Origin of the sequence: Clostridium thermobutyricum DSM 4928 (genome assembly GCF_002050515.1) — a bacterium.
Lineage (GTDB): Bacteria > Bacillota > Clostridia > Clostridiales > Clostridiaceae > Clostridium > Clostridium thermobutyricum.
The window spans coordinates 41,745-63,356 of sequence record NZ_LTAY01000006.1 but is presented as its reverse complement, the minus strand read 5'-3'; the positions used below and the strand labels follow the sequence as shown (position 1 = coordinate 63,356).

24 protein-coding genes are annotated in these 21,612 nt (G+C 28.1%); 21 read left to right on the top strand and 3 right to left on the bottom strand.

Annotation, left to right across the window (positions count from 1 at the left end):
• Window positions 1–5: 5 nt before the first annotated feature.
• The 7 genes from rlmN to spoVM all read left to right on the top strand — a co-directional run bounded on the left by rlmN (window position 6) and on the right by spoVM (window position 6,304).
• On the top strand, window positions 6–1,037 hold the full coding sequence (gene rlmN / locus CLTHE_RS00350) for a dual-specificity RNA methyltransferase RlmN (protein WP_080021502.1): 1,032 nt from the start codon (window positions 6–8) through the stop codon (window positions 1,035–1,037).
• Between the two features lie 11 nt (window positions 1,038–1,048).
• Window positions 1,049–1,759 (top strand): Stp1/IreP family PP2C-type Ser/Thr phosphatase, encoded by a 711-nt coding sequence (locus tag CLTHE_RS00345; protein WP_080021501.1) that lies wholly within the window; start codon window positions 1,049–1,051, stop codon window positions 1,757–1,759.
• Window position 1,760: 1 nt separating this feature from the next.
• Entirely contained in the window at window positions 1,761–3,848 is a 2,088-nt protein-coding gene (gene pknB, locus CLTHE_RS00340) for a Stk1 family PASTA domain-containing Ser/Thr kinase (RefSeq protein WP_080021500.1), read from the top strand.
• Between the two features lie 135 nt (window positions 3,849–3,983).
• A complete protein-coding gene (gene rsgA / locus CLTHE_RS00335; RefSeq protein ID WP_080021499.1) occupies window positions 3,984–4,850 on the top strand; it encodes a ribosome small subunit-dependent GTPase A in 867 nt (288 codons plus the stop codon).
• Window positions 4,850–5,500, top strand: coding sequence for a ribulose-phosphate 3-epimerase (gene rpe, locus CLTHE_RS00330; RefSeq protein ID WP_080021498.1), 651 nt, complete (start codon window positions 4,850–4,852; stop codon window positions 5,498–5,500). The genes rsgA and rpe overlap by 1 nt, the downstream gene beginning before the upstream one ends.
• Window positions 5,500–6,141 carry a thiamine diphosphokinase gene (locus tag CLTHE_RS00325; RefSeq protein WP_080021497.1) on the top strand — a complete coding sequence of 214 codons (642 nt, stop codon included), beginning with the start codon at window positions 5,500–5,502 and terminating at the stop codon, window positions 6,139–6,141. The genes rpe and CLTHE_RS00325 overlap by 1 nt, the downstream gene beginning before the upstream one ends.
• Window positions 6,142–6,232: 91 nt before the next feature.
• Window positions 6,233–6,304, top strand: coding sequence for a stage V sporulation protein SpoVM (gene spoVM / locus CLTHE_RS17205; protein WP_143324001.1), 72 nt, complete (start codon window positions 6,233–6,235; stop codon window positions 6,302–6,304).
• A 68-nt stretch (window positions 6,305–6,372) separates the two neighbouring features.
• Here spoVM and rpmB read toward each other — a convergent pair whose 3' ends face one another.
• Entirely contained in the window at window positions 6,373–6,564 is a 192-nt protein-coding gene (gene rpmB, locus CLTHE_RS00320) for a 50S ribosomal protein L28 (RefSeq protein WP_002597481.1), read from the bottom strand.
• Window positions 6,565–6,759: 195 nt separating this feature from the next.
• On the opposite strand from rpmB, the gene CLTHE_RS00315 reads away from it, so the two are divergent.
• The 6 genes from CLTHE_RS00315 to CLTHE_RS00290 all read left to right on the top strand — a co-directional run bounded on the left by CLTHE_RS00315 (window position 6,760) and on the right by CLTHE_RS00290 (window position 12,509).
• Window positions 6,760–7,110, top strand: coding sequence for an Asp23/Gls24 family envelope stress response protein (locus CLTHE_RS00315; RefSeq protein ID WP_002597482.1), 351 nt, complete (start codon window positions 6,760–6,762; stop codon window positions 7,108–7,110).
• Between the two features lie 11 nt (window positions 7,111–7,121).
• The gene (locus tag CLTHE_RS00310; protein ID WP_002597483.1) at window positions 7,122–8,756 is read left to right on the top strand and encodes a DAK2 domain-containing protein; all 1,635 of its coding nucleotides are present in this window, start codon (window positions 7,122–7,124) and stop codon (window positions 8,754–8,756) included.
• Between the two features lie 60 nt (window positions 8,757–8,816).
• Window positions 8,817–10,847, top strand: a complete 2,031-nt coding sequence (recG, locus tag CLTHE_RS00305; protein WP_080021496.1) for an ATP-dependent DNA helicase RecG — start codon at window positions 8,817–8,819, stop codon at window positions 10,845–10,847.
• Between the two features lie 68 nt (window positions 10,848–10,915).
• A complete protein-coding gene (gene rsmD / locus CLTHE_RS00300) occupies window positions 10,916–11,476 on the top strand; it encodes a 16S rRNA (guanine(966)-N(2))-methyltransferase RsmD (protein ID WP_002597485.1) in 561 nt (186 codons plus the stop codon).
• 2 nt (window positions 11,477–11,478) lie between these two features.
• Window positions 11,479–11,961: a pantetheine-phosphate adenylyltransferase gene (coaD, locus tag CLTHE_RS00295; protein WP_080021495.1), complete on the top strand. Its 483-nt coding sequence runs from the start codon at window positions 11,479–11,481 to the stop codon at window positions 11,959–11,961.
• An 11-nt stretch (window positions 11,962–11,972) separates the two neighbouring features.
• Window positions 11,973–12,509 carry a hypothetical protein gene (locus tag CLTHE_RS00290; protein ID WP_002597487.1) on the top strand — a complete coding sequence of 179 codons (537 nt, stop codon included), beginning with the start codon at window positions 11,973–11,975 and terminating at the stop codon, window positions 12,507–12,509.
• On the opposite strand, the gene CLTHE_RS00285 is transcribed toward CLTHE_RS00290, so the two are convergent.
• Window positions 12,492–13,520, bottom strand: a complete 1,029-nt coding sequence (locus tag CLTHE_RS00285) for a sporulation integral membrane protein YlbJ (protein ID WP_158082629.1) — start codon at window positions 13,518–13,520, stop codon at window positions 12,492–12,494. The genes CLTHE_RS00290 and CLTHE_RS00285 overlap by 18 nt on opposite strands.
• Before the next feature lie 192 nt (window positions 13,521–13,712).
• Window positions 13,713–14,918, bottom strand: a complete 1,206-nt coding sequence (locus tag CLTHE_RS00280) for a nucleotidyltransferase (RefSeq protein ID WP_080021493.1) — start codon at window positions 14,916–14,918, stop codon at window positions 13,713–13,715.
• Window positions 14,919–15,134: 216 nt separating this feature from the next.
• On the opposite strand from CLTHE_RS00280, the gene pta reads away from it, so the two are divergent.
• The 8 genes from pta to CLTHE_RS00240 all read left to right on the top strand — a co-directional run bounded on the left by pta (window position 15,135) and on the right by CLTHE_RS00240 (window position 21,480).
• Window positions 15,135–16,133 (top strand): phosphate acetyltransferase, encoded by a 999-nt coding sequence (gene pta / locus CLTHE_RS00275; RefSeq protein ID WP_002597490.1) that lies wholly within the window; start codon window positions 15,135–15,137, stop codon window positions 16,131–16,133.
• A 66-nt stretch (window positions 16,134–16,199) separates the two neighbouring features.
• Window positions 16,200–17,393, top strand: coding sequence for an acetate kinase (locus CLTHE_RS00270; protein ID WP_080021492.1), 1,194 nt, complete (start codon window positions 16,200–16,202; stop codon window positions 17,391–17,393).
• 155 nt (window positions 17,394–17,548) lie between these two features.
• Window positions 17,549–18,058 (top strand): YceD family protein, encoded by a 510-nt coding sequence (locus tag CLTHE_RS00265; RefSeq protein WP_080021491.1) that lies wholly within the window; start codon window positions 17,549–17,551, stop codon window positions 18,056–18,058.
• Window positions 18,059–18,060: 2 nt separating this feature from the next.
• Window positions 18,061–18,243, top strand: a complete 183-nt coding sequence (gene rpmF, locus CLTHE_RS00260; protein WP_002597493.1) for a 50S ribosomal protein L32 — start codon at window positions 18,061–18,063, stop codon at window positions 18,241–18,243.
• A gap of 102 nt (window positions 18,244–18,345) precedes the next feature.
• Complete coding sequence (plsX, locus tag CLTHE_RS00255) at window positions 18,346–19,347, top strand: phosphate acyltransferase PlsX (RefSeq protein ID WP_080021490.1); 1,002 nt, start codon at window positions 18,346–18,348, stop codon at window positions 19,345–19,347.
• A gap of 78 nt (window positions 19,348–19,425) precedes the next feature.
• Window positions 19,426–19,656 carry an acyl carrier protein gene (acpP, locus tag CLTHE_RS00250; RefSeq protein ID WP_002597495.1) on the top strand — a complete coding sequence of 77 codons (231 nt, stop codon included), beginning with the start codon at window positions 19,426–19,428 and terminating at the stop codon, window positions 19,654–19,656.
• A 107-nt stretch (window positions 19,657–19,763) separates the two neighbouring features.
• Window positions 19,764–20,462, top strand: a complete 699-nt coding sequence (gene rnc / locus CLTHE_RS00245) for a ribonuclease III (RefSeq protein WP_002597496.1) — start codon at window positions 19,764–19,766, stop codon at window positions 20,460–20,462.
• Window positions 20,455–21,480: an elongator complex protein 3 gene (locus CLTHE_RS00240; RefSeq protein ID WP_002597497.1), complete on the top strand. Its 1,026-nt coding sequence runs from the start codon at window positions 20,455–20,457 to the stop codon at window positions 21,478–21,480. The genes rnc and CLTHE_RS00240 overlap by 8 nt, the downstream gene beginning before the upstream one ends.
• Window positions 21,481–21,612 lie beyond the last annotated feature (132 nt).

The following is a 21,612-nucleotide window of genomic DNA, read 5'->3' as shown; positions in this document are numbered from 1 at the left end:
GAAAAATGAAAAATTTATTAGATTATAATATGGAAGAATTAATGGTTTGGCTTAAAGAAAATTCAGAAAGTTCTTTTAGAGCAAAACAAATATTCTCTTGGGTTTATAAAGGTATATTTTCATTTGATGAAATGAAAAATTTACCTAAAAATCTAAAAGAAAAATTAAATTCTAATTTTAAAGTATATATTCCTGAAGTTGTAGATGTATATTCATCTAATCTAGATGGTACTAAGAAAATGCTTTTAAAATTAGAAGATGGAAATCTTATTGAGTCAGTAATTATGAAATATAAGCATGGAAATACAATATGTGTTTCAACTCAAGTTGGATGTAGAATGGGATGTAAATTCTGTGCATCAACAATTGAGGGAAGAGTTAGGAATTTAACTTCTGGAGAAATATTAGGGCAAGTATTAAGAGCTGGAGAAGTAGAAGGAGAAAGAATTTCAAATATAGTGCTTATGGGAAGTGGAGAACCACTAGATAATTACGATAATGTAGTAAAATTCCTAAGAGAAGTTAATGCTGAATATGGATTAAATATTGGGCAAAGACATATAACTTTATCTACATGTGGGCTAGTTCCTAAAATAAGAGATTTGTCAAATGAGGGATTAAATGTTACTCTAGCAATATCACTACACGCTTTTAGTGATGAAAAGAGAAGAGAAATAATGCCTATAGCAAATAAATATTCAATAAGTGAAATATTAGAGGAATGTAGAAACTACATAGAAAAAACCAATAGAAGAGTAACTTTTGAGTATTCATTAGTTAAAGATATTAATGACAGTAAGGAAGATGCAAAAGCTTTATCAAAGCTTTTAAAAGGAATTCTTTGTCACGTTAATCTTATTCCAGTAAATGAAATAAAAGAGAATTCTTTTAAAAGATCTTCTGAAAAGACAATAGAAGAGTTTGCCCAAATATTAAAGTCTGCAGGAATTGAAGCGACTGTTAGAAGAGAAATGGGAAGCGATATAAATGCAGCTTGTGGTCAACTTAGAAGAAGCTATATGAAAAATAAAGCTTAAGGAGTAAAAATATGATAGAGTATAAGAGTGATGTGGGTTGTAAGAGAAGTTTAAACGAAGACTATTGTGGTTATTATGAAGTTGAAAATTATGGTATATATATTGTTGCAGATGGAATGGGAGGTCATAATGCTGGTGAAATTGCCAGTAAAATGGCTGTAAATAGGGTCATAGAAATAATAAGAGAAACCATAGACATACATTTAGAAGAAAGTTTGAAATTTGCAATTGAAAAAGCTAACGAAGAAATCTATAATTATTCTAGAGAAGTAAGCGAACTAGAAGGCATGGGAACTACAATAACAGCATTATTAAGATTAGGAAATCAAATTATAATAGCAAATGTTGGAGATAGTTCATGTTTTGGAGTTAAAGATAATGAAATAATTAAATTAACAAAAGATCATTCATTAGTTCAACAATTAATAGATATAGGAAGTATATCTTATGAGCAAGCAAAAAATCATCCTAATAAAAATATAATAACTAGGGCACTAGGAACAGGTTTAAATGTAGAAGTTGATATTTTTAAATTTTCTAAAGAAGAATATCAAAAATACCTTCTTTGTACTGATGGACTTACAAATGAAGTTAGTAATGAAGAGATAAGCAGTATACTCATGGAAGAAAAAGAAAATCCTTGTGAGAAATTAGTTTCTTTAGCAAAAGAACATGGAGGCAAGGATAATATAACTGTGATGTTGTTTGGAGGAGATATATAATATGAATGGGGAAGTACTAGGCAATAGATATGAATTGCTAGAAAAAGTCGGAGAAGGCGGAATGGCAATTGTATATAAGGCTAGATGTAATAAGTTAAATCGCTTTGTTGCAGTTAAAATTCTTAAAAAAGAATATGCAGATAATAAAGAAATTGTAGATAAATTCAAAAATGAAGCAATGGCAGTTGCAAAGTTATCAGATAGTAATATAGTAAATGTATTAGATGTAGGAACTGATGATAATGAAAACTACATTGTTATGGAATATGTAAATGGAAAAACTTTAAAAGAACTTGTAGAAGAATATGGTAAATTGAATTATGATAGAGCGGTAACTATATCATTACAAATAGCAAATGCATTAGAATGTGCTCATAAAAATGGCATAGTTCATAGAGATATAAAACCACAAAATATACTTGTAACAGAAGAAGGAATTGCTAAAGTAACAGATTTTGGAATTGCGAAATCAACAGATTCAGGAACTTTAACAAATACAAGTACAATATTAGGTTCAGCACATTATTTTTCACCAGAGCAAGCAAAAGGTGCTATGGTAGATTTTAGAAGTGACATATATTCTCTTGGAATTGTAATGTATGAAATGGTTACTGGTGATGTCCCATTTGATGGGGAATCTCCTGTAACAATAGCACTTAAACACATACAAGAAAATCCTATTAATCCTAGAATAATTAATCCTAAAATTCCAGATAGATATAGTGAAATTATATTAAAATGTATGGAAAAGGATGTTAATGACAGATATTCAAATGTAAAAGAATTAATAGAAGATTTAAAGAAGATTAAATCAAATTCTGAAATGGGATTAGTAGAAAAAAGTGAATCTTCAGTTGGGGGAGAAACAATTATAATGACTCCAATTAAAGATGAAGATCTTAATCCTGCTGTTGTAGAACCAGAAGATTCAGATATAGATGAGTTTGATGGAGATGAAGAAGGATTTGAAGATTATTATGATGACGAAGATGATGAATATGAAGATGATGAATATGATAAAAAAATTAAAAAGAAGAAGACAAATAGAAATCTTTTAATTGGAATAGCAATTGCTGTAGTAATTATTGTATTAGGTGTAGGTTCATTCTTTATGTTTGTTAACTCTAAACCTACAACAAATGCTGGAGAAGTTCAAGTTCCAAATATAATAGGAATGAATCAAGATCAAGCAGTATTAGCATTAAAAGCTGCTAAATTAGTTCCTGATGTAAAAGAAGTTAAGAATTCAGAACCAAAAGGAACTGTTTTAAATTCAAATCCAAGCCCAGGTACTTCAGTTAAAGAAGGAAGTACAGTTACTATAGATATAAGTAAAGGTGAAGAAGAAGTAACTATACCAGACTTAAATGGATATACTAAAGATCAAGCTACACAAGAACTTAAAAGTTTAGGATTTAATACTATATTATATACTAGTCAATTTAGTAGTAGTGTATCATCAGGCCAAGTTATAGCAGTAACTCCTCAATCAGGAACTCAAGCTTTAAAAACTTCAGAAATAACTCTTGTTATTAGTAAAGGGCCACAAATACAACAAACTACAGTTCCTAATGTTTCAGGAATGAGTGAGTCAGAAGCTAAGGCAGCACTTTCAAATGTTAATTTAGCTGTTAATGTGGAAACAGTAAGTACAACTGATCCAAGTTTAGCTGGTAAAGTAATAAGCGTATCACCAGGTGTAGGAGCTACTGTAAATCAAGGCACATCAGTTACTATTCAAATAGGTCAATTACAACAAGTAACACCACCACAAAATTCTGATAACTCTGGAACAAACCAAGGTAACCAAGACCAAAATCAAGGTAATACAGATCAAAATAAACCAGGTCAAGGTAATACAGATCAAAATAAACCAAGTCAAGGTAATACAGATCAAAATAAACCAAGTCAAGGTAACCAAGATCAAAATAATACAGATCAAAATAAACCAAATCAAGGTAATAACTCAGATCAAGGAGGATCAAAAGATGATCACTCTGATAAAGGAGATTCAAATAAATCATCTAATTCACAAGATCAAGCAAAAGCTGTAGCATCAAATAAAAAAGATAATAAAACTTCAAAATAAATAAGAAAGTGATTAGCTAATTTTAGCTAATCACTTTTGTTTTATAATAATTTAAATTTATTTTATACTATATAAAGTAGCAAAATTTAAATAAAAGAGTTATATTATAATTGAATACTATATTTTGGAGGTACTATGAAAGGAAAAATACTTAAAGGAATTGGAGGCTTTTATTACATAAGCACAGAAGATAAAATAATAGAATGTAAAGCTAGAGGAAATTTCAGATATAAAGGATTAAAGCCAATGGTTGGTGACAATGTAGAAATAAATATTGAAAATGGAAAAGGAAGAATAGAAAAAATAGAGGAAAGACATTCAGAGCTTATAAGACCTACAGTAGCAAACGTAACATTAGCTTTCGTCGTTTTTGCCATAAAAAATCCTGATTTGAATTTTGATCTTTTAAATAGATTTTTAGTTCTTTGCGAAAGTAATAATATAAAAGCAATAGTTTGCTTAAATAAAGTTGACCTTGTAGATGAAGAAGAAAGAAATTTATTAAAGGAAAAAATAAATGAAATAGGTTATGATGTATTATTTATTAATGCAAAAGCTGGTATTGGAATAGAAAGCTTAAAAGAAAGAATAAAGGGAAATGTAACGGTTTTATGTGGCCCTTCTGGAGCTGGAAAATCTACTCTTATAAATAAACTTACAAATAAGGATCATATGGAAACCGGTTCTGTTAGTGAAAAATTAGGGCGTGGAAAACATACAACTAGACATAGTGAGCTTATAGAAGTTGAAAATGGATATATAGTAGATACTCCTGGATTCTCAACTTTAGATATAACTTTTATAGAAAAAGAAGATTTGAAAAATTATTTTCCAGACTTTGAGGAATATAATAATTCATGTAAATTTAGAGGATGTATGCATCATAAAGAGCCTGGATGTTCAGTTAAAGAAGCTGTAGGAGAAGGAAAAATAAATAAATTTAGATATGAATTTTATATAAGGACATTAGAAGAAATATTAAATGGAAGGAAGTATAAATAATGATTAGTATAGCACCATCAATATTATCATCAGATTTTTCAAAATTAGGAGAGGAAATAAGTATTTTAGATAAATCAAAAGCAGAGTATATTCATATAGATGTTATGGATGGGTCTTTTGTACCTAATATAACATTTGGAGCATCAGTAATTAAAGCTATAAGAAAATATACAGATAAAACGTTTGATGTACATTTAATGATAGATAATCCAGGAAATTTTATAGATGATTTCATAAATGCAGGAGCAGATTTAATAACAGTTCATTATGAAGCAGATAGACATATAGATAGAACTATAGGATATATAAAGTCAAAAGGTGTTAAAGCAGGAATAGTTTTAAATCCTGGAACTCCTGTAAGTGTATTAAAAAATATTATAAAAAAATTAGATATGGTTCTTATAATGAGTGTTAATCCAGGCTTTGGAGGACAAAGCTTTATAGATTATTCAATAGATAAAATAAAAGAAGTTAAAGAACTTAAAGATAAATTTAATCCAAATCTTTTAATAGAAATAGATGGTGGAATAAATAAAGAAAATATAAAGGATGTATATGAAGCTGGAGTTGATATAGCAGTAGCTGGCTCAGCAGTTTATAACGGAGATATATTAAAAAATATTGAAGGATTAATTGAAAGGACAAAATAATGGATGTATTAATAGTTTCAGGGGGAACAGAACCATCTAAAGAACTTTTACTTGAATATAAAAATAAAGTTTCATTTATAATAGGAGTTGATAAAGGATGTAATGTGCTTTATAAATATAATATAACTCCTAATTTAATAGTTGGAGATTTTGATTCAGGAGATTTAAAGGTTGTTGAATATTTTAAAAATACTGGAATAGAAGTGAGAAAATATAGCACTCATAAAGATTATACAGATACTCACTTAGCATATAATATAGCTAAAGAGCTTGGAGATGTTAAAAAAATATATCTTTTAGGGGCAACAGGAACAAGATTTGATCATTCTCTTGGGAATTTAGGATTATTTTTAAATAGTTTAGAAGATGATATATATTTAGAAATAGTTGATGATAATAATATTATGTTTATAGTTGATAGAAAGACAACTATAAAAAATAGAAAAAATAAAGTTCTTTCATTTCATGGCCTTTCAGATGAAGTTAGAAATTTTACAATAAAAAATGCTAAATATGAATTAGAAAGATATAACCTTAAATTATTAGAACCAAGAGCTATTTGTAATGAATTTTTAGATGGAGAAGATGTTCAAATAGATTTTGATAGTGGAAAAATTTTAGTAATGCTAACCAATGATTAAAAACTAAAAGCTAAAAATAGGAAAGAATTTAATTTTATTGCATATATATAGAAAGAAAAGATATTATTTTTAGTTTTTATAGGAGGCATTTATGAAAATAGTAGCAATAAAATTACCAAAATTTTTATCTAAAATAGTTAGATTTTTTAGAAAAGGAAAATAGATACATAATTATTTATGTGAAATAAAAAAAATGCTATTGCTGAGTGCAAAGCATTTTTTTTATTTGAACTATATTGCTCTTTCAACTTTACCAGATCTTAAACATCTAGTACAAACGTGAACTCTTTTTGGTGTTCCGTTAACTAAAGCCTTAACTTTCTTTATGTTAGGAGCCCAAGTTCTCTTTGATTGACGATGTGAGTGACTGTATTGTACTCCTGAAACAACGCCTTTATTACAAATTTCGCATCTTCTTGCCACTTGAAAACACCTACTTATTAGTGAAGATAAAATTCTCTTCAATAGGACAGAATTCATTTTAACACAAGATAAAGCTAATTTGCAAGTAAAATTTATAAAAATAATGGTTAATTACAGATATATTCCAGATAAATCTTGAATAAAAAAGATTTCTAATATAAAATATAGTTATGATATAGTATAGGAGGAATAGTAATGGTTGGATTTTCAAGAGAAAACGGAAAAGTACATTACTCAGAAGATGTGTTAGCTAAAATTGTTGGATTATCAACAATGGAATGCTATGGAGTAGTAGGGATGGTATCAAAAAGTGCCGCAGAAGGCCTTTGGGAATTAATAAGAATAGAAAATTTCAGTAAAGGTGTAAAAATTACAGTAACTGAAGATGATAAATTAAATATAGAACTTTTTATTATGGTAGAATACGGAACTAAAATTTCTGTTATTGCAAATAACATAATACAAAAAGTACGTTATAATGTAGAAAACTATACTGGGCTAAAAGTTTCATCTATATCAGTAAATGTTCAAGCGGTAAGAGTCTAGGAGGAAAACTAATGGAATATAAAAAGATAAATGGCCGTGATTTCTATAATATGGTCGTAAACGCGAGTAATAGATTAGCAGAAGAAAGTGATTTTGTTAATGCTTTAAATGTATTCCCTGTGCCAGACGGAGACACAGGAACAAATATGTCAATGACTTTTAAAGCAGCAGTTAAAGAAATAGAAAATATAAATTCAGAATCTATTGGAGAAGTGTCAAAGAAACTTGCTAAAGGTGCACTTATGGGTGCAAGAGGAAACTCAGGAGTTATACTTTCACAAATACTTAGAGGACTTTCAAGAGGACTTGAAGGTAAAGATGAAGTTAATTGTTCAGAATTAGCTGAAGCTTTTGAAGAAGGTTCAAAATCAGCTTATAAAGCTGTTATGAGACCAACAGAGGGAACAATTCTTTCTGTTATAAGAGCTACTGCTGAATGTGCTACTTCATTAAAATCAAATGAAGTAGCACATTTTATGGATGAAATAACTAAAGCTGCAAAAATAATGCTTGATAAAACACCAGAAATGTTACCAGCTTTAAAGAAAGCTAAAGTTGTAGATTCAGGTGGAATGGGATTATATATAATTTTATCAGGTATGACTCAAGCTTTAAAAGAAGGAATAAAAGCAGAAGTTAAAGATATAAAAATTGGAGAAGGTGGCGGAGACGTTACTGGTGCAGGTGCTTCAGTAGATGCTGAAAATATTAAATTTGGATATTGTACTGAATTTATAATTTTAGGTGATGCAAGCCATGCAAAAGAATTCCAAGATTCAATTGAACCATTAGGAGATTCTATGATAGTTGTTGGATATGATGATGTAATAAAAGTTCATATTCACACTAATGATCCAGGAGCTGTTCTTGCAAAAGCAGTTAAAGTTGGAGAATTATCAAAAATAAAAATTGATAATATGAGAGAAGAGCATAGAGAACTTATAGCTAATGAAAAAATGAGAGAAGATGCTAAAAAAGCTCAAAAACCAGAAAAATATGGCTTCATAACTGTAGCTATGGGAAATGGAATAAGCAATATATTTAAAGATTTAGGAGTAAACCACGTTATTGAAGGTGGTCAAACTATGAATCCATCAACTCAAGATATATTAGATTGCATAGAAAAAATAAATGCTGAAAATATATTTGTATTCCCAAATAATAAAAATATAATAATGGCAGCAGAACAAGCAGCTGAAATAGCTGAAAAAAATGTTATAGTAATAAAAACTACAAGTATCCCTCAAGGTATAACTTGTCTTTCAATGTTTAACAAAGATGGAGAAGTTGAAGAAAATATTGAAGAGCTAAAAGAATTATTAGAAACAGTTAAAACTGGTTCTGTAACATATGCTGTTAGAGACACTGAAATGGATGGCATAGAGATAAAAGAAGGTAATATGCTAGGTCTTGTTGAAGGGAAAATAAAAGAAGTTGGTGAAGATAAACTAGAAGTTGGAGAAAAAGTTCTAGAAAATCTTGTTGATGAAGACAGTGAATTAATTACTATCTTCTATGGAGAAGATGTAACTGAAGAAGAAGCAAATAGCTTTGTAGAAAAAATAGAAGAAAAATTTGAAGATTGTGATGTTCAATTATATAAAGGAGAACAGCCTTTATATTATTTATTGATGTCAGTAGAATAATATATTATAAAAAGCACCGTAATTGGTGCTTTTTACTTAGTTAGAGGAGGTTTATGAATTTTGAATATATATATGGATGTAGAAGCTATAAAAGGTATAGGGCCTAAAAGTAAGGAGCGTTTAAATAAAGCAGGTATATTCACTATATTAGACCTTCTTTTGTATTTTCCAAGAGACTATGAATTTGTAAACGGCAATGAAGATTTCAAAGAAATAGATGAAAGTGAAAAAAAGATTTTAACGTGTACCTTTAAAAGATTTAAAGGAAGTATGATAACTAAAAATAGAAAAACTATAACTACATTAGAGTTTGAATATAATAGACATATAGTAGAAGGAAAATGGTTTAATCAACCTTACATAAAAGGAAAGTTTAAAATAGGTGAAAAGTATAATCTTCTAGGAAAATTTAAAGTTATAGGTAATAAACTTGAAGTTGTAAATCCTATTGTTAGCTCTAATCATTCTTTAGAAAGTGAAATAATACCTAAATATTCGTTAAAAGGAGAACTTAGCAATAATTTTTTAGTGAAAATCATAGGAGATGTTTTAGATAATATAAAAATAAATGAAAATTTACCTGATGATATAGTTAAAAAATATAATTTTATTTCTTTAGATAAAGCAATAAGAGAAATTCATTATCCTAAAAGCAAAAATGGATTAGAAATGGCTATAATTAGATTAAAATTCCAAGAGCTGTTTACATATTCTATGAAGCTGTTGCTTCTTAAGAAAAGTATAAAAAAAGAAGTTGGAATTTGCTATAAATGGACAGCTGAATTAGGAAAACTTAAAGAAAAATTACCTTTTCCATTAACAGGTGCACAGACTAATGTAGTAAGAAATATTTTACGAGATCAAAATTCTTTATATCCTATGAATAGGCTTGTTCAAGGAGATGTTGGAAGTGGTAAAACTATAGTTGCCTTAATTGGATTATTTAATGCTTATACAAATGGGTACAAAGGAGCTCTTATGGCACCAACAGAGATACTAGCAAATCAACATTATGAGGAAGCAAAAAAAATATATGATGGGTTTGATGTTAATATAGAGCTTTTAACTGGAAGTACAAAGGAAAAAGAAAAGAAAAGAATAAAAGAGCTAATAAAAAAAGAAGAGCCAGTTATTTTAATTGGTACTCATGCTCTTATCCAGGATAATGTGGAGTTTAATAATTTAGGACTTATAGTTACGGATGAACAACATAGATTTGGTGTTGAGCAAAGAGCTAGACTTATGAATAAAGGAAAAAAAGCAGATGTTCTTGTAATGACTGCAACACCTATACCAAGAACATTAGCGCTTTATGTATATTCAGATTTAGATATATCTATAATAGATGAGTTACCTCCAGGAAGAAAAAAAGTTGATACTAGGTTTTATGAAGAGAATAGAAGAGATGAGGGGTATAGACTTGCAAGAGCTGAAATAGATAATGGAAGACAAGTTTATATAGTGTGTCCTCTTATTGAAGAAAATGAAAAATTAGAGCTTAATTCTGTTGAAAAAATATATGAAGAATTACAAAATGGTATATTTAGAGGAATAGAAATAGAATATCTTCATGGAAAAATGAAACCTAAAGAAAAAGATGAAATCATAGGAAGATTTAAAGAAGGAAAAACAAAGGTTATTATATCCACTACAGTAATAGAAGTTGGAGTAAATGTTCCTAATGCAACAGTTATGATTGTTGAAAACGCAGAAAGATTTGGATTAGCTCAGCTTCATCAATTAAGAGGAAGAGTAGGGCGTGGAAGTCATGCATCTTATTGTATATTACTTGCTAAGGCTAAAAGTGAAAAAACAAGAAAAAGAATGGAAATTTTAGTTGAATCAACTGATGGATTTTATATTTCTGAACAAGATTTAAAACTTAGAGGTTCTGGTGAAATGTTTGGAATGAGGCAAAGCGGTGATGAAGGGTTTGTATTAGCTGATATATATGAAGATATGAAAATATTAATAAAGGCTAGAAAAGAAGCTGAGACCATAATTCAAAGTGAAGAAGAAAAAAATAAAAAATTAGTTAATGAGATTGAAAAAAATATAGAAAATACAGGTAAATATATTTGTTTTAATTAATATGAAATTGTATAAAAACAGTGAATGTGGTAGAATATTATGTAATAAAACTCTAAGGAGGAAATAAAGTGAGAATAATAGCAGGTAAGGCAAGAGGGCGTAAAATATTGTCCCCAGAAACATATGAAACAAGACCAACATTAGATAGAGTAAAAGAGGCTATGTTTAGTATAGTTCAGGGATATATTCCAAATGCTTTAGTTTTAGATGTATTTTCAGGAACAGGAAGTTTAGGTTTAGAAGCAGCAAGTAGAGGTGCTAAGGAAGTTCATTTAATAGATAAAAGTCCTCAAACTTATCCTATATTAAAGAAAAATGTAGAGAATCTTAAGTTTGAAGATATATGTAAAACTTACAATATGGATTCTTATGCAGTTTTAAAAATGTTAGCTAAAAAAGAAAAAAAATTTGATCTTATATTTATAGATCCGCCATATTGTAGAGAAATGATTCCAGAGGCAATAAAAATAATATTTGAAAATGATATGTTAGATGAAGATGGAATTATAGTAACTAAAATAGATTCTATGGAAGAGATATATAAAGGATATGGAAAAATAAATCTAGTTAGAAGTAAAAAGTATGGTAATACAACAGTTTGTTTTTATAAATTCGATGAGGTGGAATAGATATGAAGATTGCTGTTTATCCAGGTAGCTTTGATCCAATTACAAATGGACATTTAGATATAATAAAAAGAGGAACAAAGATATTTGATAAAGTTATTGTAGCTATTTTAGTGAATGTAGATAAGAAAGGACTTTTTTCTATAGAAGAAAGAAAAGAGTTAATTCTTAAAGCTACAAAAGATATAGAAGGAATAGAGGTTATAGACTTTGATGGACTTCTTGTTGATTTACTAAAAGAAAAAGAAATTAATGTTATTCTAAAGGGGTTAAGGAATAGTACAGATTTTGAATATGAAAATACTATGGATAAAATAAATAAAAAGCTAAATAAGGATGTTGAAACTATATTCATGATAAGTGAAAGTGAAAAATCTTATATAAGTTCTTCAGCTGTAAAACAAATATGTAGATTTGGTGGAGAAATAGATGGTATGGTTCCTGATTCTATTAAAGATGATATAGAGAAAAAAATGAGATGTAAATAGAGGTGGATTAAATGGCTAAAGATGTTAGTGTATTAGAACTTTTAGAATTCCTTCAAGACACTATAGATAGAGCTCCAAAGGTTCCTATGAGTGGAAAAGTTATGGTAGATAGAAGAGAAATTCATGATACAATAGATGAAATTATCAATTATTTTCCAGAAGAATTTAAAAAAGCTAGATGGATAAATGATGAAAAAGATAGAATTTTAAGCGAAGCTAAAAGAGATTTAGAAAGTATGAAAGAACAAACAGAAATGATAAAGAGACAAAATATAGAAAATCATGATATTGTTCAAGATGCTAAACTAAGAGCGCAGGAAATACTTGGAGCAGCTAAGAGAGAGGCTAAAACTATAAGAATAGGCTCAAGAGATTATTCAGATGAAGTATTAACTGATTTAGATAAAGAATTAGAAAAGAAAAAAGTGGAGCTTATAAAGTCACTTCAAGCTAGCTTTGAAAGAGCCGCTATGGAAATTGATGATAACTTATCTGGTGCATGCTCCACTATTAAAGAAAATATAAAAGAATTAAGAAGTTTTAAATAATTTAAAAAGTTTATTTAGTACAAATGGTAAAAGTAATATTAATAATAAAATAATAAATAAATAATTACTGTTAAAATAAGTATGTTTTATTGAAGAAGCTGATATATCATTAAAAAATACTATTGATAGGATATAAGCTGCTATAAAAGCTATTATTCCTTGGACAAGCTTAAAAAAGGCATATTTTAATATAGAAATTTTATTTGATTTAAAAAAGGAACTTGTTTGGAATATGACAGACATTCCTCCAAATGCACAAAAAAAGCTTATAATAGAAATTTTTAAATGTAATGAAAGCTCAGTATTTGCTATTAAGTTACATCCATTTGTAAGTTCAATACTTCCTAAAAATAATCCATAAAGAGATTGTTTAGGTAGTGAAAAAAAGTTTTCTATATTATTGAAAAATAATTGGATGAATTGTAAATTTTTTAATATAGTTATTATTAAAGAAAATGCTATTACATAACCACAAACGTTTAAAGTAGTTTTTATTGCATTTTCAATTGCATATTGTAAAGCAATTCCTATTTTAGGGATTGCTTTATTTTTATTAAAATCAGATTTTATTGTATTTTTAGCAGGTTTAATTATAAGAGAAATAAAAAATATAGAAATTAATGTAGATAAAATAATAACATATCCATATTTTATATCTCCTAAAAGTGATAAGCCTAAAACTCCAAGAATAAATACAGGGCCTGAATTAGAAGCTATATTTAAAATTCTTTTGTATTCCTCTAAAGATATAAGATTATTTTCATAAGCATCACTTGCATATTTAGCTCCTAAAGGATACCCACATAAAAAACTAGAAACTAATACAAATGAACAATTTAAGCTTAATCTAAAAGGCTTACAAATAATTGGGCCAAGTATCTTAGAATAAATTTCTATTCCGTTAAAAATAATAAGTAAATTACATATTAAAGAAAAAGAAAAAATACTAGGAATTATAGAGTTAAAGCATAATTCTAATCCAAGTTTTATTGAATTTAAAGATAAATCCATATTAATAAAAAATAAAACAGTAAATAGTGTGATGAAAAAACAAATATAAATATCTTTCTCTATGTTAAGTTTTTTCAAAATTATAAAAATAAATATAAAAATAAGCATGGCTAAAATAAAAATACTAATCATTAAAATCACTCCAATCATTAGTATTTATATGACTATAGACATGCTTTATATTACTATTTATTATTTAATTATAAATGGAGAAGTTTTGTAATCTGATAAAGGGTCTATAGATTTATTTATAAGTGAATATGCTTTGGTAGCTGTAATATCTAAGTTTAAAGAAGTATTGCTTATTTTTTTTGGAAGTTTAGTATAAATGTCTATATCAGATTCTTTTTTTATTTTTTTTAAAAGTTCAGCTCCTTTTAAATTAAATGCTAAGGGTCTTATGTAAGTAGCATCATCTTTTAATTTATCTAAATCATAATTATTAAGTGAAATAAATATTTGACAAAGAATTCTTGAAATTCTTGTATAAGCATATCTTTTACTTTTTACCTTTTCAATTAAATCTTTAAAAGAATTTGAATTACAAATTTCTTTTAAGATTTTATTTTCTAGTCCCTCACCAATATCAGGTAGATTAGAAAAATCTTCGTTACAAATAAGCAGTTTGTATTTTAGAAATTCAAAAATTGATTCTTCATTAGCAAAAGAATAATTAGAATTTTTTAATTCTTTTATTACATTAAAAGATTCTATAGGAAGAGAATTTTCTATTGAATATATAGAATTACTTTTAAAAAATTCCTCTCTAATAGATGTAGCAGATGAAAATGAAGAAGATAAATTTTTATCATTATAATTAGAGCCAACTCTAGTTAAAGTTACAGGAGTTATTCTGCTATTTAATCTTTTTAAAGCTTTTATATATTCAATACCTAATATATTGTTAGAATTAGATAGTATTTTTTCTAAATAAGGATCATTAAATTCATTGATTATGGATTTTTCACGTGCTTTATGAAAAGGAAGTCCAAGCTCTAAATTTTTCTTTAAATTTTCTTTGTAAGTTAAAGGCTCATCTACTAAAATTTCAGATATTTTTTTTAAATCAGTTATATTTCCGTGTTCACTTCCAAAATACAAAGAGTTTACTATATTAGTTTTATTAAGTATATTAACTGCACCAAATGCAAAATTTTCAGCAGAAGATAAAGAAAAGAAAGTTGGTAATTCAATTACTAAATCTACACCATTTAAAACTGCCATTTTAGCTCTATTCCATTTATCAATCATAGATGGAGTTCCGCGTTGCATAAAATTTCCGCTCATAATACAAATTATATGTGTTGAATTAGTATCTTTTTTAGCATTTTCTAAATGAAAAGCATGTCCTTTGTGAAATGGATTATATTCTGTAATTATTCCTGTAACATTCATCATAAAAAATATCCTTTCTTAAAAATTATTAAATTTAGTATAACATAAAATAGATAATATAATAAGTGAAGACAAATATTCAGAAAATTCTTAGTATTTTAAATCTAATGACTTCAATTAAAACATAGTAAAATTGAAGAATTTATGTTGAAAAATACTCTTAAATAGGAGTATAGTATTAAATAAGGATACTATCGTATCTTGAAAGGAGAAATGAACATGGAACTTATGAATAAAATTTGGGAAGCTGCCAAAGCTGATAAAAAGAAAATAGTTCTTCCAGAAGGAGACGAAGAAAGAACTATTGTAGCAGCTCAAAAAATAGTGGAAGAAGGTTTAGCTCTTCCAATATTAGTAGGAAATAAAGACAGTATATTAAAAGCTTCAAAAGAGCAAGGTGTTGATTTAAAGGGAGTAGAGATAATAGATCCAGAAACATCACCAAAGCTAGAAGCTTATATTAATCAATTTTATGAATTAAGAAAAAATAAAGGGATGACTTTAGAAAAAGCTGAAAAAATAGTTAGAGATCCTCTTTATTTTGCAACTATGATGGTTAAACAAGATGATGCAGATGGTATGGTTTCAGGTGCCGTTCATACAACAGGTGATCTTTTAAGACCAGGACTTCAAATAATTAAAACAGCACCAGGAGTTTCAGTAGTATCAAGTTTCTTTATAATGCTTGTACCTGGATCAAAATATGGAGAAGAGGGAATGCTATTATTCTCAGACTGTGCTGTTAACCCAAATCCTAATGCAGATCAACTTGCAGCAATAGCAATAGCTACAGCTGAAACAGCTAAAAATCTTTGTAAGATGGATCCAAGAGTAGCAATGCTTTCATTCTCAACAATGGGAAGTGCTGATCATGAATTAGTAGATAAAGTTAGAACTGCAACTGAAAAAGCAAAAGAATTAAGACCAGATTTACAAATAGATGGAGAATTACAATTAGATGCTGCAATTGTGCAAAAAGTAGCAGATCAAAAAGCGCCAAATAGTAAAGTAGCTGGAAAAGCTAATGTTTTAGTATTCCCAGACTTACAAGCAGGAAATATAGGATATAAATTAGTTCAAAGATTTGCAAATGCAGAAGCTATTGGACCAGTATGTCAAGGATTTGCTAAGCCAATAAATGACTTATCAAGAGGATGTAGTTCAGATGACATAGTTAATGTTGTTGCATTAACTGCTGTTCAAGCACAATCAAAATAAAACATATAATGCAAAAAATATAAATATGTTTTAGCATATTGAAAAATACAGAAGGGAAGGCTGAGTATGAAAATTTTAGTAATTAACTGTGGTAGCTCATCATTAAAATATCAATTAATTGATATGAGCAATGAAAAAGTGTTAGCACATGGATTAGTGGAAAGAATAGGAATACAAGGTTCTATATTAACTCAAAAAGTTGAAGGTAGAGATAAATATATTATAGAAACTCCAATGGAAAATCATAAATTTGCCATAAAATTAGTTTTAGATGCTCTTGTAGATGAAAAGCATGGAGTAATCAAATCAATGGATGAAATTAATGCTGTTGGGCATAGAGTTGTTCATGGAGGAGAAAAATACTCACAATCTGTAATAATAGATGAAAATGTAATGAAAGAATTAGAAGATTGTGTTAAATTAGCTCCATTACACAATCCACCAAATATAGTTGGAATAAATGCATGTAAAGCATTAATGCCAAATATTCCTATGGTAGCTGTATTTGATACTGCTTTCCATCAAACAATGCCAGAAAAAGCTTACATGTATGCAATTCCATATGAAATGTATGAAAAGCATGGAATAAGAAAATATGGATTCCATGGAACTTCACATAGATATGTTTCAGGTGAAGTTGCAAAAGCTATGGGAAAAGATATAAAAGATTTAAAAATAATAACTTGTCATTTAGGAAATGGAGCATCTCTTGCAGCTATTAAAAATGGAGAATGCATAGACACTAGTATGGGATTCACTCCTCTTGATGGAATAGTTATGGGGACAAGATCAGGTAGCATAGATCCTGCAGTTGTTCTTTATATGGCAACAGATCTTGGTTATTCTGTAGATGAGATAAATTCTATTTTAAATAAAAAATCAGGAGTTTTAGGATTATCAGGAATAAGCTCAGATTTTAGAGATCTTCAAGAGCAATTAGAAAAAGGAAATGAAAGAGCGACTTTAGCTTTAGAAGTATTTAGATATTCAGTTAAAAAGCAAATAGGAGCTTATATAGCAGCTATGAATGGTGTTGATGTAATAGTATTTACAGCTGGTTTAGGAGAAAACTCAGTACCAAATAGAAAAGCTATATTAAATGGATTAGAATATTTAGGTATTGAACTAGATGAAGAAAGAAATGATACTTATGGAGTAACAAAGAAAATATCTAAAGATAGTTCAAAAGTAGATGTATATGTTGTTCCAACTAATGAAGAATTAGTTATAGCAAGAGACACTTTAGGATTAATAAAATAGATAGAAAAAACACGAAAAATCTTGACTTTTATTACGCCCCTTTATATAATAAGTTGTGTTTGTTTATAAAATAACTTATGTTAAGGGGCTACTTATTCTTTTTACATAGTTTATTTTTTAACAGGCTTTAATAAGAGAAGTAGGAGCTGAGATATATGAAGGTATTATTTTCAGATTTAATTTCTAAAAGAGAAAGAAGTAAAGATTTAGAGTATAGCTTTGATATGGATAAATTCACTTTTTCAGGTGAAGAGATAGTTCCAACTGAAAAAGTTCTAGTAAATGGAAAGATTATTTCAAATAATACAGAACTTTTACTTGACTTAAACATAAAAACCGTACTAAAATTAGTATGTTCAAGATGTTTAGAAACCTTTATCTATCCAATAGATATTGATATAGAAGAAAGGTTTACAAATGATGATGCAATCGAAGACGATGATGTTACATTTGTAAAGGGTGATACATTAGATATCACTGAAATAGTTGAAAGTGTAATAATTTCAACCTTACCTATTAAGAGAATTTGTAGTAGCAATTGTAAAGGCTTATGTCAAACATGCGGAGAAAACTTAAACAAGTCTTCATGTAATTGTAATGATGAAGGAAATATTGATGTTAGATTTGCAGGACTTAAGGCGCTACTAGAAAATAAGGAGGTGTAAGCATGGGAAATCCAGCAAGAAAAACATATAGAGCGAAAAGAGATTCAAGAAGAGCTCAAACTTTTAAGGCGAGCTTACCAGGAATAGTTGAATGTCCACAATGTCATGAAATGAAACTTGCTCACAGAGTTTGCAAGAACTGTGGATTCTATAAAGGTAAAGAAGTAGTAGCTTCAGCAGAATAAAAGAAAGTCTTTTGACTTTCTTTTCTTTATATATAGAGAAATATTTTAAAAAAAGTTAAAATTAATATATATATTATAATTATAATGAAAAGGGGTGTAAAAATGAAAATAGCAATTGATGGTATGGGTGGAGATCACGCACCAAGCGCAGTTGTTCAAGGAGTAGTAGAAGCTGTAAAAATATATGATGATATAGAAGTATATATTACAGGTCCTGAAGATAAGATAAGGGAAGAGCTGAATAAAAATAATTATAATGGAGATAAAATAAAAATAATTAATGCAAATGAAGTTATAGGAACAAATGAGCATCCAGTAATGGCATTAAGAAGAAAAAAAGATTCAAGTATAGTTAAAGCATTAAATTTAGTTAAAAGTGGAGAATGTGATGCTATTATATCAGCAGGAAGTACAGGAGCATTTTTAGCAGGATGTACTTTAATAGTAGGAAGAATTAAAGGTGTAGAAAGACCAGCTTTAGCACCTATTATGCCAGGAAGAAATGGAAGCTTTATGGTTATAGATTCTGGAGCAAATGTTGATTGTAAGCCAAATTATTTAGTTCAATTTGCCAATATGGGAAGTATATACTATGAAAGTGTATTTAATAAAAAATCACCTACTGTTGGACTTGTAAATATAGGTGCAGAAGAAGAAAAAGGAAATGAATTAACAAAAGAAACTCATAAATTATTAAAAGAAGAAAAGCATTTAAACTTTATAGGAAATGTAGAACCAAGAGAAATACCAAGTGGAGAAACAGATGTACTTGTTTGTGATGGTTTTGTTGGTAATACAGTTCTTAAATTATATGAGGGAGCAGCTTTAAATCTTTTAGGAATAATAAAAGATAGTATAATGAGTGCTTCATTTATGCCTAAAATGGGAGCTATGCTTTTAAAACCTGTATTTAAGAAATTAAAGGTTAAATTTGATTATAAAGAGGTTGGAGGAGCGCCTTTCTTAGGAGTAGACGGTATTTGTATTAAAGCACATGGAAGCTCAGATGGAAAGGCTTTTAAAAATGCTATAAAGCAAACAAGAATTTTTTACAGTTCTGATGTTATAGGAAAAATTAAAAAAGAAATTAGTGAAAATAATTAAATTTTGCTAATAGAATATTGACTAGGATTTTAATATATAATATTATCTAATTGTACAGTTATTAGGAGGTGACAGGGAATGTTTGAAAAGATACAAGAAATAATAGCAGAAAAGTTAAGTGTTAGTGCAGAAGAAGTAACTTTAGAATCATCTTTCATTGATGATTTAAATGCGGATTCTTTAGATATAGTTGAGCTTATAATGGCTCTAGAGGACGAACTAGAAATGGAAATACCAGACGAAGATGTTGAAGGTTTTAAAACTGTTGGTGACGTAGTTAACTATGTAAAAGATCATGTAGAAGAGTAGTAAAATCCCGCAGTAAGCGGGATTTTATATTGAATTTAAAAATAGTTTATTCTTGAATTTAAACCTTTATGAGGAAATTGAAGAATAAACTTAGAGGAGTGTAAAGAATGAATAAATTGAAATTGAAAGAGATGGAAGCTTCGCTCGGAGTTACATTCACAAATCTAAGTTATTTGCGTGTTGCATTAACTCATAGCTCATTTGCAAATCAATATAAAGATTCTGAATATAATGAAAGACTGGAATTCTTAGGAGATTCTGTTCTTCAATTAAGTGTAACTGAATATTTATATAAAAATTATAAAGAAAAAAGTGAAGGAGAATTAACAAAGATAAGAAGTCTTATTGTTTGTGAAAATTCTCTTTATGAAGTAGCTAAAAGTGTAAATATAGGTGCATATATAAGAATGAGTAGAGGAGAAGAGCTTACAGGTGGAAGAAACCGTGTTTCTATACAAGCAGATGCTATAGAAGCTGTTATAGCAGCTATATATTTAGATAAAGGATTTGAATATGCAAGAGAATTTATTTTAAATAAATTCCACGATATAATAGATAAAGCTATAAATAATAAAATAATTCTTGACTTTAAGACTAAGTTACAAGAACATTTACAACAAAATGGAGAAGTAAACATAACATATGAACTTGTTAAGTTTGAGGGACCACCACACAGAAGAAAATTTTATACAAGAGTTTTAATAAATAAAGAAGTTATGGGTGAAGGTGAAGGATACTCAAAAAAAGAGGCAGAACAAAAATCTGCTAAACAAGCTCTAATTAATTTGGAGGTAATAAATGAGTAAAAACCATTATATTATACCTATATTTGTTCCATTTGAGGGATGTCCTCATCAATGTGTATTCTGCAATCAAGATAGAATAACAGGAATAAAAGATAGAGTAGATGGTGAAAAAGTAAGAAATATAATAAAAGATTATTATGAAACAATAGATAATAAAGATGCAATGATTGAAGTTTCATTTTTTGGAGGTACTTTTACTGCAATTAATGAAAAAAAACAAAGAGAATTATTATCTGTAGCAAAAGAGTTTAAAGATTTAGGAATAGTTAAAAAGATTAGAATGTCTACTAGGCCAGATGCAATAACAGATTATATTTTAAGCTATCTTTTAGATTATAGTGTAGACATAATAGAACTTGGAGTACAATCATTAGATGATGATGTTTTAAAAGCTGCTGGAAGAGGACATACTGCTTTTGATGTTTATACTGCTTCAAAATTAATAAAAAAGTATGGTATAACATTAGGTCATCAACTTATGCCAGGACTTCCAAGATCAACAATGGAAAAAGATATTTTAAGTGCGGAAAAATCAATAAATATGAAACCGGACTTAATAAGAATTTATCCATCTCTTGTAATAAAAGATACACCAATGGAGATTATGTATCTAAGAGGTGAATATAAACCATATTCCTTAGAAGAAGGAGTAGAAGTTTCAAAAGAAATATATAAACTTTATAAAAAAGCTGGAATTAATATTATTAGAGTTGGATTACAGCCTACTGATAGTATTAATGTTGGAGGAGATATAGTTTCTGGACCATTTCATCCAGCATTTAGAGAACTTGTTGAAAGCTCAATTATAAATGAAAAAATAATGGAGAATCTAAAGGAAACTAAATGTGGAAAAATTAATATAAATTCAAGAGATGTAAGTAAACTATATGCAAATAAAAAGTTTTATTTTAAAAAACTTTCTGAAAATGGATACAAGGTAAAAGTTGAAATAGATGATAATATGGAGAAAGGGAAAATATCTCTTACTTTAGAAAAAAATATAATTTTAGATATTTAAATAAAATTAATTCAAAACGAGAGGAAACTCTCGTTTTGTTAAATAAAGAAAATTAATTTGAGGTGGAATTTATGAAAAAGAAATCAAGAGAAAAGCTACAAATTGTATTAGCTGTATTTTTAGTATTAATAT

What these genes read in the sequence shown, in the direction of transcription:
- rsgA (WP_080021499.1), top strand. Translation starts at nt 3,984, where the DNA reads ATGAAAGGAAAAATACTTAAAGGAATTGGAGGCTTTTATTACATAAGC.
- CLTHE_RS00280 (WP_080021493.1), bottom strand. Translation starts at nt 14,918, where the DNA reads ATGATGAATGTTACAGGAATAATTACAGAATATAATCCATTTCACAAA.
- pta (WP_002597490.1), top strand. Translation starts at nt 15,135, where the DNA reads ATGGAACTTATGAATAAAATTTGGGAAGCTGCCAAAGCTGATAAAAAG.
- CLTHE_RS00310 (WP_002597483.1), top strand. Translation starts at nt 7,122, where the DNA reads ATGGAATATAAAAAGATAAATGGCCGTGATTTCTATAATATGGTCGTA.
- rlmN (WP_080021502.1), top strand. Translation starts at nt 6, where the DNA reads ATGAAAAATTTATTAGATTATAATATGGAAGAATTAATGGTTTGGCTT.
- CLTHE_RS00270 (WP_080021492.1), top strand. Translation starts at nt 16,200, where the DNA reads ATGAAAATTTTAGTAATTAACTGTGGTAGCTCATCATTAAAATATCAA.
- CLTHE_RS00345 (WP_080021501.1), top strand. Translation starts at nt 1,049, where the DNA reads ATGATAGAGTATAAGAGTGATGTGGGTTGTAAGAGAAGTTTAAACGAA.
- CLTHE_RS00290 (WP_002597487.1), top strand. Translation starts at nt 11,973, where the DNA reads ATGGCTAAAGATGTTAGTGTATTAGAACTTTTAGAATTCCTTCAAGAC.
- pknB (WP_080021500.1), top strand. Translation starts at nt 1,761, where the DNA reads ATGAATGGGGAAGTACTAGGCAATAGATATGAATTGCTAGAAAAAGTC.
- acpP (WP_002597495.1), top strand. Translation starts at nt 19,426, where the DNA reads ATGTTTGAAAAGATACAAGAAATAATAGCAGAAAAGTTAAGTGTTAGT.
- plsX (WP_080021490.1), top strand. Translation starts at nt 18,346, where the DNA reads ATGAAAATAGCAATTGATGGTATGGGTGGAGATCACGCACCAAGCGCA.
- CLTHE_RS00265 (WP_080021491.1), top strand. Translation starts at nt 17,549, where the DNA reads ATGAAGGTATTATTTTCAGATTTAATTTCTAAAAGAGAAAGAAGTAAA.
- coaD (WP_080021495.1), top strand. Translation starts at nt 11,479, where the DNA reads ATGAAGATTGCTGTTTATCCAGGTAGCTTTGATCCAATTACAAATGGA.
- rpmF (WP_002597493.1), top strand. Translation starts at nt 18,061, where the DNA reads ATGGGAAATCCAGCAAGAAAAACATATAGAGCGAAAAGAGATTCAAGA.
- CLTHE_RS00325 (WP_080021497.1), top strand. Translation starts at nt 5,500, where the DNA reads ATGGATGTATTAATAGTTTCAGGGGGAACAGAACCATCTAAAGAACTT.
- rpe (WP_080021498.1), top strand. Translation starts at nt 4,850, where the DNA reads ATGATTAGTATAGCACCATCAATATTATCATCAGATTTTTCAAAATTA.
- rnc (WP_002597496.1), top strand. Translation starts at nt 19,764, where the DNA reads ATGAATAAATTGAAATTGAAAGAGATGGAAGCTTCGCTCGGAGTTACA.
- CLTHE_RS00240 (WP_002597497.1), top strand. Translation starts at nt 20,455, where the DNA reads ATGAGTAAAAACCATTATATTATACCTATATTTGTTCCATTTGAGGGA.
- CLTHE_RS00315 (WP_002597482.1), top strand. Translation starts at nt 6,760, where the DNA reads ATGGTTGGATTTTCAAGAGAAAACGGAAAAGTACATTACTCAGAAGAT.
- CLTHE_RS00285 (WP_158082629.1), bottom strand. Translation starts at nt 13,520, where the DNA reads ATGGATTTATCTTTAAATTCAATAAAACTTGGATTAGAATTATGCTTT.